Origin of the sequence: Sphingomonas sp. NPDC092440, from assembly GCF_044754985.1 — a bacterium.
Lineage (GTDB): Bacteria > Pseudomonadota > Alphaproteobacteria > Sphingomonadales > Sphingomonadaceae > Sphingomonas.
In genome coordinates this window covers 306,769-319,301 of the sequence record NZ_JBIVQA010000002.1, presented here as the reverse complement: position 1 = coordinate 319,301, position 12,533 = coordinate 306,769, and the positions used below count along the sequence as shown (strand labels likewise).

Genomic DNA, 12,533 nt, shown 5'->3' with positions numbered 1-12,533 from the left:
CGACGCCATCGGGCATCATGCGCGCGATGCGCCCGTCGTTTCGGAGGTCTCCCCGGGGAATTCGCCGGCGATGCGCTAGAAACGGCTCCTGATGGTCAGCCGGATCGTCCTGCCCACCGGGTCCTGATCGTCGCGGCCATAGCCCGGCGCCGGGCCATTGGGGCCCAGGCGGGCACCCGGCCGGGCATCGAACAGATTGTCGATATCCAGCCCGAACTGCATGCCGATGGCGCGACGCGGGGCGGCGCCGTCACGGTCGGGCCGGATCGCGCGCGCCAGCGCATAGCTGAATCTGAGGTCCACCGTGCCGATCGCGGATATCAGGAGATCTTCGGGGCCGTCGCGGCCCGTGTCGCGCCGCACGCGATAGCCGCTGCGCCAGCGCGCCGCCAGGTTCACGCCCCATGGCCCGCTTCGTCCATCCATCTGCACATCCAGCTGGTGCCGCGGCGCGCCGCCGCCGTCACCGGCCAGGCGGTCCATCTCCGGCAAGCCCGCATGGATCACGGTGAGGTTGCGCAATTGCAGATTGTGGTTGATCGCGATCCGAAGCGTACCCGGCTTCGCTCCGCCCAGCGGGAAAGTGGCGCTGACATTGGAGGCCAGGCTCTCGGAGCGCGTGGACCGGAAATTGAGCGGGCGCCGATCGATGATGGTGAGCCGTCCACTGGCGTCGCGCTGGAACCGATCGGGGAACGCGGCCTCGATATCCGGCGTGACTGCCGGCAGCGAACCGATGCCGTTGACGGCATCCGATCGCTGCACGCTGACGCTCCCGGTCAGGTTCCAAGGAGAGAAGGGCCCCGCCGATGCCGATAGCGTCATCCTGTCGAAGCGCGGCGGACGCAGATCGGCCGTGCCGCCCAGGATCGGCAGGACTTGCGCGGATTCCCCGGTAGCGAAGTCGAACACCGTGATCGGCGCACCGTAATAGGCCGGCGCAAACCGCTGGGCATCGGATACGCCATCGGTCGAGGTCGACCAGTTGCCGATCAGCCGTAGCTTGGATCGGGCCATCCAGATCAGGCCGGCGTTCAACCCCTTGCCTCGCCCGGCGTCCGTCTCCCGCAGCGTGCCGCCGAACGTCGCGGACATGCCGCCCAGCAGGCGCCCGATCGCCGAGCCGCGGCCCGGCGAAGGCGTGCGCCAGAGCGGGAGCGACACCGTGCCGCCAAGGTTGAGATCGCGTGCGGAGAAGGCCCGCCTGGATCCGGCGATCAGCGAGGTTGTGCGCGAAAAGGATGCTCGCGTGGTCAGGTTGGCGATCACCGGCCCGGCGGGAAGATCGAATATCGGGCGGTTGAGCGACAGGGCAGTCGCCAGCGATCGTTGGCGGGAACCGGTATCCGCCAGACCCTGTTGGCCGGCCGTGGAGAGTTGCCCGGTCAGCGATGCCTGTAGCGACCAGCCCAGGAGCGAGCCGCTCAGGCCGCCGACCACCACCAGATTGCGGGTGGTGTGCCGGCTTTCGATCGGTGCGCCGCCGGACAGGGATATGGAGCGGTCGCTTCGTGCCTGACCCTGGACGTTGAGGCTCGTCGACCAGCGCCCCAGGACGCGAGTCAACGCCAGGTTGGCCTCCAGCGTCTCCGCAGAGGGACGCAGGCTGGCCGCCGCATAGCCGGGATGATCTTCCAGGTAGCGCGGTCGTTCCGCGCCGAGCAACGCAGAATCCCGTGATGCGCGCATGCCGAACTGCGTGGTGCTGGTGCCCGATATGGCGCCGCGGCGAAGATCGCCGGAGAGGCCCGACATGCCGCCGGCGGTGGGGGCTTTCGCATCGAACTGGCCGTCCCCGCTCTTGAACCGGCGTTGCAGCACGATATTGACCACTCGCCGCGACGGATCGCCGCCATATCGCGCACCCGCTCCGCGCGGCAGAACTTCGACGCGCACCAGCGCATCGGACGGAAACCGGGAGAAGACCCCGGGGTCGGCAACGCGCTGGCCATTGACGATGACGACGGGATCGTCCCCCAGCGCGTTGCTCCGGGCGGTGCGCTGGATCACCTCGCCAATGTCATAGGCGCCCAGCGCGTCGATCGCATCCGCGTCCAGTTCGATTTCGGGCGGCATGTCGGCGGCCCCGCGGCGTCCCGTTACCACGATCCGGTCGTCGGCGGGCGGAGGCGCGGGTGCGTCCTGCCCGGCCGGGGCTCCATGGTCCGCCACGCGGACGGAGCCAGCGGATTGCCCGCCATTCGCGAGCGCCGCAAGCGCGCAGACCAGCAACTGCATTGCGAGCGCCATCCTCCCCGTGCCCGGCAGGCTACCGAACCGTCATCCCGACCCGCATCCGCGTCGCGGCTTGCCCGAAGCGCCCTATGCCCGCGATGCGACGCGCGCCGGCGCCCAGACCGGCGGACGCCGCTTGGCCCATGGCACCGCCTGCTCCAGCTCGAAGGCGAGTTCCAACAGCGTCCGTTCGTCGCCCAGGCGGCTGGCGAACTGCACGCCGATCGGCAGGCCTTCGGACGTCCAATAGGTCGGCAGGCTGATCGCCGGACCGCCAAAGGCATTCTGCGCCATCGTGTAGTCGGCATAGCCGTTCAGCCGCGAGGCCAGCGTGTCGAGCGGCAGCGAGCCGTTGATCTCGCCGATCTTCACCGGCGGCTTGAGCAGGACCGGGGACATGAGGACGTCGACCTTTTCGAACACGCCGAAATATCCCCTGGCATAGGCGCCGACCCGCCCGAGCGCCTGCTCCGCGCTGGCGGGCGATATCAGGTCTCCCATCGCGCTGATCGCCGCGGAGGCGGGCTCGATCAATTCGGCGAGATGCTGCGCGTCGAGCTTCGTGGCCGAGAGCAGATAGCGTTTAAGCTGGGCGCCTTCGAGCAGGTAGATCTGCGTGAAATCGGCCAGGAACGCCTTGGTGTCGAACGGCCATTTCACTTCCCGGACCTGGTGGCCATGGTCCTTCAGCACCTTGTAGGTGGCATCGAGAGCCATGAGCACTTCCTTGTCCGGCAGTGTCCCGCTGAGGCCGCCGATCAGCAGCCCGATGCGCAGCCGCCGGCCCGATGGCCCGTCGACGCGCCCCACCGGCGGATAGACGCCATTCCGGCGAAGCTCGACCGATGCGAGGAAATTGGCCGTGTCGCGTACCGTCCGCGAGATGCAGAGCGGCTCGGTCAGGTCGAGCTGGGCGAGATGCCCTGGCGCATCGGGCACGCGCCCGCGCGACGGCTTGAGCCCGATCAGGCCGCAATTGCTCGCCGGAATGCGGATAGACCCGGCGCCGTCCGCCGCATGCGCCATCGGCACGATGCCGGCGGCGACGGCGGCCGCCGACCCGCCCGATGAGCCGCCGGGCGTATGGTCGAGCGCCCAGGGGTTGCGCGTGATCCCATATGCCAGCGTCTCGGAGGTGGGGAGCGCCCCGAACTCGCTCATCGTCGTGCGTGCAAGGACGTTGAAGCCGGCCTGGCCGATCGCCGCCGCCATCGGGCCGTCCCGGCTTGCAATCGGTGCGACCCTGTCGAGCCGCGAACCGAAATGCACGCGCGTCCTTGCCAGATCCTCCTCGTCCTTCATCAGGAACGGCACGCCCGCGAAGGGTGCGGCGAAGCGCTTCGTGGCGAGCGCCTGCTTGCGCGCGCGATCATAGAGCTTCTCGCTGAAGCAGTTGATGTCGGGCAGCACCGCTTCCGCCCGGGCGATGGCGGCGTCCAGCACCTCGACCGGGTGGACCCGGCGCGCGCGGATCGCTTCGGCCAGCGCCGTCGCGTCCATCTCGGCGAAGTCGCTCGCCGTCGCCGGTGCCGCGAAGGCTGCGCCGGGGAGCAGCGCGCCAAGGCCCATGGCACCGGCCCGTTGCAGAAAGTCGCGGCGTGTGCCGGCGGGCGAAAGATCGCTGCAATCCACCATGATCTGCTTCCTTCGAAGTGCTGGAGGTCAGGCGCTGAAGATCCGGCGGCCCCGTTCCACCGTCATCGTCTTGCCGGGGCGGACCGCGAGCGAGCGTGTCTTGATCGTGTCCATGAACACCCACTCGCCGATCACCTTGTCGGGCTGGAGCTGGACCGTCATGTAGCCGCGGTAGCTGGTATCGGCCCATTTCAGCTCGGGACTGGCACGCATGATGAACTGGGCGGTCAATTGCGGCGGCAGCGCCAGATAGGCTTCGATCCCCGGGGACGAGACGCTGTGCCCGCCGAACTCCACACCCGCCGGCTTGCCCTGCGAAGCGAGATCGAACGCCCAGCCATTATGGCTGTCGCCCGACAGCACCACCAGGTCGGCATCGGCGGCCTGGGCGGCACCGAGCAGGCGCGCGCGCGCGGCGGGGAAGCCATCCCAGGAATCCAGGTCGGGCGCCATGCCGGCCTTGCCCGCGGCCGAGAGCATCCTGAGGAATCCGGCCTGTTCGGGCGGCAATTTGAGGCTGGCGGCAAATGCCGCCGGCAGCTCGGGCAGCCGCATCTGACCCATGACCACTTGCTGCGCGAGGACCTGCCATTTCGCGCCGCGTCGCTTCGAGCGGGCGATCCCGTCCTGGAGCCATTGTTCCTGCTCGGTCCCCATCAGCGTCCGCTCGGGAGCGGCCAATGGGCCGTCGCGCAGCGCCTTGAGCTTCGCGACCGGGTCACCGCTCGTGCCGATGATCTCCACCGGATCCAGCCGCTCGCTGCGGGCGGTCAGCCGGGTTTCGGGGCGGAAGATCGTCGCCAGGTCGCCGATCTCGAAGCTCGACCAGGGCTTGCCCGATACCGGCAGCCATTCGTTCCAGGCTTTCATGGAGGCGCGCTTCCGCTCCTCATAGTCGCCTTCGCCGGGCTGATGGTTCTCGGCGCCATGTGCCCAGGCATCGTTCGCCGTCTCGTGATCATCATGCTGGACGATCATCGGGAACATCTGGTGCAGGCGTTGCAGATCGGGGTCGGCGCGATAGCTGGCATAGCGCAGGCGGTAATCGGCCAGGCGGATCGCCTCGCCCGCCGGCTCGATCAGGCGCCCGGCGATGGCCTGGTCCGCTCCCGGATAATAGCCGCGCTGATATTCGTAGATATAGTCGCCCAGGTGCACCATCAGGTCGATGTCGTCGCGCGCCGCCGCATGGGCATAGGCGTTGAACCAGCCATAGGGCAGGTTGGCACAGGAGAAGACGCCGAGGCCGAAGCGCTCGACCGGTCCGGCCGGCAGCGTCCGGGTCCGCCCGACCGGCGAGACCGCGCCGTCAGGAGCGATGAAGCGGTAATAATAGGTCCGCCCCGGCTGCAGGCCGCCGACGATGACCCGCGCCGTATGGTCGTCGGCCCGGCCGGCCCGAGCGCCACCGCTCGTCTTCTTCCGGAAATCGGGCGTCTCGGACAGTTCGGCGGTGAGCTGCGCATCGTCGCCATTGGCGGGCACATAGCGGGTCCAGAGCAGGATGGAGTCCGGCCCCGGCTCGCCGCTGGCGACATTATGGGTGAAGCCGCGCGCAGTCAGCAATGCCTGGGCACGTGCCGCGCCGCCCATTGCCAGCGCGCCGATTCCGAAGCTGCCCGCCAGGACGAGGCTGCGGCGGTCCATGGTGATCGTCATGTGGGTTCTCGCAGGAAATGAGGGACTATCGCGGATCGATCGGCGATGGGGATGGTGCCATGGCGGGGGGCGGGGGCGCCTTTGCAGGGCTGGGGATGGCACGTAGCGCCGCGTCGATCGCCTTCACGCGCGCATGCGGCACCGCGTCGGGAAACATCGCCTCGAGCGTCTCCAGGCTCATCGCCTTGAACTGGTCATATTGCGGATGGGCCGTGAAACCCGGCAGCTCGCGTTCCAGCACCGCCTTTGCCGCGGGATTGGCGGCGAGCTGCTCGATCGGCGTCCTGGCGCTGAACGCGGGTTTGTCCTGACCGGCAGCGGCGTGCAGCGGGGCCGCCGTCGCCTGCAGGGCGATGGCGAGCTGCAAGATTCGAAAACCCGTGCGCATCCATGCTGTCCTTGCTGAGCAAAGGAGCGATGCGGCGGGTGGCGCCGCCGCATCGCCCAGTTGGGGGGTTAGTTGATCGTGACAGCCGGCGAGACCGTGAGGCTGCCCGAGGCGTTGCAGACGCCACCGATCAGCGCCAGGAAGCCGGTCGTGCCGGGCAGGGCGGCCGAGAGCGGGCCGGCGGTCGAGGTGAGGTTGCTCCACGGGCCGACGACGTCCCGCGGGCCGCAGTCACCGAGACGGGTCGAGACGGCCATGTCCTTGATCGTCACGCTGGTCGAAGACGTCGCCTGGACGCGCAGCGGCAGCACCAGGCCGTCGTCGCACGCCAGCGGGCCGCTGGCGGCGCTGCCGGTGTAGCTGGTGAAGGTGATGCCCGTCGAGTCGGTGGTGCCGCTCAGCGTGACATTGCACACCGTGGTCAGGGTGCCGTTCAGGTCCTGGGTCAGCTGGCCCGAAGCCGTCACCGCGGTGTTGGCGGGCGACAGGGTCTGGGCCATGGCTGCCGACTGGAAGGCAACGATGCTGATGAGAGCGGCGACAGACTTAGTGAAGATGTTCATCGTGAGTTTCCTTTTCAATGGAGATGAATTTGAAACAAGGCACGTCCTTCACGGGTAGTTTCTCATTATATGTGCGACCACATCTTTGAATTTTCTGGTATTTATTTGATGCCGACGCGCACGCTGAAGCCGATGATGCGTGGGTCGAGCGTGAACACGTTGGAGAAGGTGCCGACTTCGTTCGGACCGGTGAACGCGTCGGTGATCGGCGTGCTGTTGAAGACATTCTTGACGTAGAACTGGTACGTCAGGTCCGAGGCCGGGCGGCTGAGCGTGATCGCCAGGTTGGCGTTGCCCCAGGCGCGCAGGCGGTCGTAGTCGGTGTTGTAGACACGGGCGAAGCTCGCCGACTGGCGATAATAGTCGCCACGCAGCGACAGCCGCCAATCGTCGAAGAACACGGTATATTCCGCACCGATGTTGAAGGTGAGGTGCGGTGCGTTGGGCAGCTCGTGGCCGCTCAGATCGGCGGCGAAGCCATAGCCGTTATTGGGGGCGCCGTAGTTGGAGGGGTTGGGGCCATAATAGTTCGCCGGCTTGCTCGGGTCGTAGGGCGCGGTCGGGCTGTAGGTAAATCCGTAAAGAGCCTGACCTATCCCGCCGGGCGCAAACGGATTTCCGGCGGATCCGAATACGTGGGGCGCTTCGCAGAAGAAGTTGATCCCAGAATCCGAAGTGCTGTTGATGTCCTTGGGATTGACCTTTTTGAGATAAGCGGCGACCAGCGCCTTGGGCGCGATGCAGGTGTTCGGGCTCTGTGCCCAGGGGTTGACGGTCATCCATTCGTCATGGCCCTGCACGCGGTCCATCACGTCGATCGAGCTTTGCCCGTTACCGATCCGGGTCCTGAGATACCCCAGCGTCGCGCCGATCTTGAAGTGCCGCGAGGGTATCCAGGCGGCTTCCAGCTCCGCGCCATAGGTGATGGCGTCGAGATTCTCGGTATTGATCGCCCGATTGATCAGCTGCGAGATCTGGTAATTCTTGTAGTCGTTGAAGAAAGCGGAGAAGTTCAGCAAGATCTTCCCGCCGGCAATCTTGTTCTTCATGCCGATTTCGAAGGTGTTGAGTTCCTCCGGCTTGAAGTTGGTGGGGAGGCGCGTGTAGGTTCCGCACACCAGCGCCGGTGCCACCGGCAGCCCGTTCGGGCCGCAAGGCTTGTCGGCTTGCCCTCGGGGATTGTCGCCGCCGCCCTTGTAGCCGCGCGCATAGGAAGCGTAGAGCGCGGTCTCGTCGGTGAACGCCAGGTGCGGCTTCCAGTTCAGCGCGAGCCGGCCGGTCACGCGACGCCATCGCATTGTCTCGGCGGGATCCGCCGGATAGCCGCGATCGACCGTACCGCTGTTGAGCCCTCGGGTATCGCTCAGCAGCTGGGTGGCATAGGGTATGATCAGCTTCTGGTCGTCGGTATAGCGCAGCCCCGCGGTTACCTTGAGGTTCTGCGCGGGCTTCCAGTAGATCTCTCCGAAGGTTGCCCAGGATTTGGTCTTGAGCTGCTGGATGCTCCGGAAATAATTGTGTCCTTCGCCATTGATCTTGTCGATCGGGTTTGGATCGATATAGGCGCAGCCGACGCCCTTGGCGTCGCAATATGGACCTTCGGACAGCGCCGCGATGGTGAAGAGGTTGCTGAAGACGTAGTAGTTCTCGGTAGTCTCATAGGATAGGTAATTGGCGCCGAGGTTGAAGTTGAGCGGTCCGTCGAAGGATGAGTTCAACCGGATCTCTTGCGCCCATTGCTCGCTGCGCGCCTCCGAACGATCGATTGCCGCCGGCGTGGTCAGCTCGCCGAGCTGCGGATCCTTGAACGTGCCGAGGCCATTCCGGGAGCCCAGATATGGCTTCCAGGCTGCCTTGACGCCGGTAGCGTATTGCTCCGGCGCGATGAAATAGGGCACCGCCTGAAACCGGAAAAAGTCCTGCGAAGCGCTGTAATAGTCCTTCGTGTACAGGACCTGGCCCGTGAAATGCAGGCGATCGGTGAGGTCGATCTCCGCATTGAACTGGAACAGGTCGTTCCGTGCCCGGTATTTCGGGTCGTAGAAGGTGCCGATCTCGCGCAGGTCATGGGATTGTTGCCCATTGGCCGTGCCGAAGGGATCGAGCCCCATCGGCGTATAATAGCTGCCATAGGGACCCCGGTTTCCGGCCAGCGCCAGGGTGAGCGCCGTCACGATCGGAAATCCGCGGCCGTTGGGCACGCCATAGGCGGCATCGGAATAGAGGGTCTTTTGCTGGCATCCCGGCGTCAGCGCGCCGATGCTCCATGCGCCGACCACCGGCTGCGACTGGGCTACGCCGTTCCGGTCGGTATAGTCGATCTTCTGCGGCGTCTCGCCGCGCGTGCAGAGCTGCTTGCCGGTGCGCGCGCGGTCGTCGTTTTCGTTGAAATGCTCCCAGAAGAAGCTGAAGCGCAGCGCCGGATCGGGCTCCCACAGCGCCGACAGCCGCGTCGAGTAGAGATCGCGGCCGTTCACATTCTTCTGCGTCACCGTGTTGTAGTCATAGCCGTCGCGCTTGGTCCACGCGCCCGCGGCACGGAAGGCCAGGGTGTCGCCGAGGGGAATGTTGACGAACCCGCGCAGGCGGGTGGTGGAATAATTGCCCACCTCGCCCTGGATTTCGCCGCCCCACACGCCGAGCCTGGGCTTGGCCGGCAGCATGTTGACGACACCTGCCGTCGCGTTGCGGCCATAGAGCGTGCCCTGCGGCCCGCGCAGCACCTCGACGCGCTCGACGTCGAAATATTCCTGTTCGAACAGGCGGTTGCGGATCAACGGCGCGTAGTTGAAGCTGATCGCCACGGCCGGGTCGGCGGTGACGGAGATCGCCTTGGTACCGATCCCGCGGACGGTGAAGTTATAGCCGGAGAAATTGTCCTTCGAGAAGGAGACGTTCGGGATGGCGCGCAGCAGTTCGGGGCCGCCCTCGATCTTCTGGTCCGACAGGTCCTGCGCCGTGAAAGCCGAGACGGCGGCCGGCACGTCAATCAGGCGTTCGGACACTTTCTGCGCAGTGACGACGATGTCGTTGCCGCTGCCGGCATCTCCGGATGCCTGGCCCTCATCGGCGGCGAGGGCCGGGCCTTGCCCATGGTTCGCGGCCTTGGGCCGCGGACCGGCGGCCGTCTTCCTGGCGCGCTGGGCATCGCCTCCGCGAATGATCAGGAACGCATCGCCGCGCTTCTGATAGGTCAGGTCGGTTCCGTGCAGGAGCTGCGCCAGCGCCGCTTCGACGGATGACACGCTCTTGATCGGGCGCGCCTTCTTCCCGCGCACCAGATTCTGGTCGACCAGGATCTGCACGCCGGACTGGCGCGAGAGCAGGTTCAGCGAATCCTCCAGGCTGGCTGCAGGAAGCGTGATTCCATGTTGCGCCAGTGCTGGCGGAGCGGCGCAAATGGCGCCGATGGCGAAAGCAAAAACGGCAACGCCCGTACGAAGCGACCCCTTGGACTTCGGCACTATCTGTTCCCCCCTTTTGGGCTCGGATTGAGCGACCTCAGGGGAAAGACGGGACGCGCGCCGAAACTTCACAAAGTTTTTTGCTTCAGCTCCGTTGCGATTGGGGCAGGGAAGTCAGAGCGATCAGCGCTTCGATATCGTCAGCGTACCCTCGGACTTGCGAACCCGGAATGCATGGGTGATCGACAGGTTCTCGAGCTGGCCGGCCGGATCGGTCAGCCTGATCCGGCCGCTCACCGGCTTCTCGGCCAGGCTCTCGTCGGTGATGGCAATGGGCAGCGGCGAAAGGCTTTGCAGGTCGGCGATAACCTGCCGCAGCGGCGTGCCCCTATATTCCATCCACTCGCCGCGCCAGCGAGCGACCTCATCCGGCGCCACATCGGCGGCCCGGTTCAGGCCCGCCTTGTCCAGAATGGCGACCTGTCGGGCGCGAAGCTGGATCGGCGCGTCGAACCACCCGTTCCGGCCGAACCGGACCACTCCGGATGCGACGGTGACACGAATGCTCCCCGGCTTGGTCGAAACCTCGAAGCTGGTCCCGACATCCACGATACGCGCGTTTCCGGTATCGATCCGGAAGGGGCGCTGCTCGTTATGCGCGACATCGGCGAAGAGCGTGCCCTGGGTCAGTTCGACCACACGGTCATGGCGCGTATAGCGGACCTTCACCTGCGCGCCGCCGCCCAGGGTCAGCCGCGTACCGTCCGCCAGGGTGACGGAACGGATCCTGCCGTCCGCCACGGCATAATCCTGCGGCTGGGCGAAATGCAGCGCGATCAGGGGCAGCGACTTGTAGCCGCCCAGCATGACGAGCAGGACTGCCATGCCGCCCACCAGCCAGGCTCGGTCCGATCCGCCCACGCGACCATAGGCTTGCAGCGCCGCGTCCATGTCAGACCCCATGATGCGCCGCCACATGGTGTCATAGGCAGGCCGGCAACGCGGATCGCCGGCGAGCCACGCGTCGAAGGCGGCCTCGTCAAAGGCCTCGTCGCCCATGCGCCGCTCGATCCACTGGGCCGCTTCCCATTTTATGGCGCTAGTCTCGGACAGGGCCGCCTCTCTTCTCGATCTTCTCGATCGCCGAATCGAGATCGAATATGGCGCGCGCAACATGGTTGCTCACGGCGCTGGGGGAAAGGCCCAAGGCCTGGGCGACTTCGCCCGCCGACTGTCCGCGGACCCGCCGGCGAATGAAGACCTCCCGCCTGAGCGAGGGCATCGTCTTGAGGATGCCCGCAATCAGCTCGATCAGCTGCTTGCGCGCCAATTGCTGATCTATCATCGGCTGGGGGCAGGGGATCGCGTCGGACAGTTCGACGAGCGGAGCCCTGCCGGTGCGGCGGAAATGATCCCGGACCAGATTCAGCGATATGCGACGCAGCAGCGCAGGGGCGTTCTTCACGCTGTTGTCGGGCTTCGCCTCGAAGATCAGCAGCCGGAGATAGGCTTCCTGGACGATGTCCTCGCTGAGTGCCGAGTCGTGCACCTGCCGCCCGACATATTCAAGCAGGCCAGTGCGTTGCGCGCTCAAATGGGCAGGGCTCGAAACCATCGGGCAGATGCATATGCGCACGATATGACATGGGGGTTTCGGTTGGGTCCGGTAGTTTGAGCATACGCCGATACCCGGACGGGAGCCGCCATGCCAGCGCTTCATGGTCCGTCTTGGAGAGATCGGCCCAGATCTGAAGCGAGCCTGCGGAATGGCGGCTCCATCGGTAGCGCAGGGAATTATCCCGGCTTGCGGAAACGCAGGACGAACTGGTCGGTCTTGCCGCGTATCGAGGGATCGAAGACGTTCGCCGCATGGGAGTCCGCCGGATTCCGCAGGGCATCGGATTCGCCGTCGAGGACGAATCCGGCCTTGACCACCTCGCTCTTGACCAGGGCCTCGTCGATCCGGTGCAGCTTGGCCATTCCGGCATCATCCAGGCCGGTCGCACCGGCATGATCGAGGATGACGTACAGGCCGCCGGGCTTGAGCGCATCGAAGACCTGCTTGTTCAGCATCGACGTGCCCGCGGCGCCAAGCCAGATATGGACATCGTGATAATTCTGCGAGGTCCATACCAGGTCGGCCTTGGCGGGCAGGTCGAACGGTCGGTCGTTGACGACGATCTCATGAACATTGCCGCGGCCGGGCTCGCCCGAAACGGGGGGCGGGAGCGGGCGGCCCTTGGCCCGGTCGAGCAATATCTGGGGGGTCACGGCATAGACCGCGCCATGAGGGCCGGCCGCCAGGCTGAACAGCCGCGTGAAATAGCCCTTCCCGGGAAGAAAATCGACGATCGTCTGGCCGTGCCGCACCTTGGCGAAGGCGAGCATCTCGGCCGGCTTGCGGTCCGGGTCGCGCGCCTTGTCGGCATCCGGGCGGTCCGAATCGGCCAGGATGGCATGCCATGCGACCTGCGCCGCGACGGCGCAGGGGGCGAGGGCGGCAATCAGCGTTGCGGCGGCCAGCAGAATCCGTGGCCGTCGCCCGGTAGGAAGAATCACGGCAAGTCCTTTCATCTGGTTCCCCCCGAAGAGAACCTGCCCGGGTGCCTGGCGCTTCCAGGTTTCGATGAACGTCCGACAGCCTTCGAT

General features: G+C 66.1%; 9 protein-coding genes. All 9 read right to left on the bottom strand.

The window, feature by feature from the left end; translation table 11 throughout:
• Positions 1–75 precede the first annotated feature (75 nt).
• The 9 genes from ACIQCS_RS04425 to ACIQCS_RS04385 all read right to left on the bottom strand — a co-directional run bounded on the left by ACIQCS_RS04425 (position 76) and on the right by ACIQCS_RS04385 (position 12,458).
• On the bottom strand, positions 76–2,250 hold the full coding sequence (locus ACIQCS_RS04425) for a hypothetical protein (protein WP_345846670.1): 2,175 nt from the start codon (positions 2,248–2,250) through the stop codon (positions 76–78).
• Between the two features lie 72 nt (positions 2,251–2,322).
• The gene (locus ACIQCS_RS04420; protein WP_345846668.1) at positions 2,323–3,870 is read right to left on the bottom strand and encodes an amidase family protein; all 1,548 of its coding nucleotides are present in this window, start codon (positions 3,868–3,870) and stop codon (positions 2,323–2,325) included.
• Between the two features lie 27 nt (positions 3,871–3,897).
• Entirely contained in the window at positions 3,898–5,529 is a 1,632-nt protein-coding gene (locus ACIQCS_RS04415) for an alkaline phosphatase D family protein (RefSeq protein ID WP_345846667.1), read from the bottom strand.
• A gap of 25 nt (positions 5,530–5,554) precedes the next feature.
• Positions 5,555–5,917, bottom strand: a complete 363-nt coding sequence (locus tag ACIQCS_RS04410) for a hypothetical protein (RefSeq protein WP_345846666.1) — start codon at positions 5,915–5,917, stop codon at positions 5,555–5,557.
• Between the two features lie 68 nt (positions 5,918–5,985).
• Positions 5,986–6,480, bottom strand: a complete 495-nt coding sequence (locus ACIQCS_RS04405; protein WP_280280058.1) for a hypothetical protein — start codon at positions 6,478–6,480, stop codon at positions 5,986–5,988.
• A gap of 101 nt (positions 6,481–6,581) precedes the next feature.
• On the bottom strand, positions 6,582–9,944 hold the full coding sequence (locus tag ACIQCS_RS04400) for a TonB-dependent receptor domain-containing protein (RefSeq protein WP_345846664.1): 3,363 nt from the start codon (positions 9,942–9,944) through the stop codon (positions 6,582–6,584).
• 123 nt (positions 9,945–10,067) lie between these two features.
• Positions 10,068–10,943 (bottom strand): FecR domain-containing protein, encoded by an 876-nt coding sequence (locus ACIQCS_RS04395; protein WP_345846662.1) that lies wholly within the window; start codon positions 10,941–10,943, stop codon positions 10,068–10,070.
• A 40-nt stretch (positions 10,944–10,983) separates the two neighbouring features.
• Entirely contained in the window at positions 10,984–11,604 is a 621-nt protein-coding gene (locus ACIQCS_RS04390; RefSeq protein WP_345846661.1) for a sigma-70 family RNA polymerase sigma factor, read from the bottom strand.
• A gap of 74 nt (positions 11,605–11,678) precedes the next feature.
• Positions 11,679–12,458, bottom strand: coding sequence for a class I SAM-dependent methyltransferase (locus ACIQCS_RS04385; RefSeq protein ID WP_401530154.1), 780 nt, complete (start codon positions 12,456–12,458; stop codon positions 11,679–11,681).
• Positions 12,459–12,533: the final 75 nt, after the last annotated feature.

Coding starts and splice junctions, on each gene's coding strand:
- ACIQCS_RS04425 (WP_345846670.1), bottom strand. CDS start 2,250: ATGGCGCTCGCAATGCAGTTGCTGGTCTGCGCGCTTGCGGCGCTCGCG.
- ACIQCS_RS04420 (WP_345846668.1), bottom strand. CDS start 3,870: ATGGTGGATTGCAGCGATCTTTCGCCCGCCGGCACACGCCGCGACTTT.
- ACIQCS_RS04415 (WP_345846667.1), bottom strand. CDS start 5,529: ATGACGATCACCATGGACCGCCGCAGCCTCGTCCTGGCGGGCAGCTTC.
- ACIQCS_RS04410 (WP_345846666.1), bottom strand. CDS start 5,917: ATGCGCACGGGTTTTCGAATCTTGCAGCTCGCCATCGCCCTGCAGGCG.
- ACIQCS_RS04405 (WP_280280058.1), bottom strand. CDS start 6,480: ATGAACATCTTCACTAAGTCTGTCGCCGCTCTCATCAGCATCGTTGCC.
- ACIQCS_RS04395 (WP_345846662.1), bottom strand. CDS start 10,943: ATGGGCGACGAGGCCTTTGACGAGGCCGCCTTCGACGCGTGGCTCGCC.
- ACIQCS_RS04390 (WP_345846661.1), bottom strand. CDS start 11,604: ATGAAGCGCTGGCATGGCGGCTCCCGTCCGGGTATCGGCGTATGCTCA.
- ACIQCS_RS04385 (WP_401530154.1), bottom strand. CDS start 12,458: ATGAAAGGACTTGCCGTGATTCTTCCTACCGGGCGACGGCCACGGATT.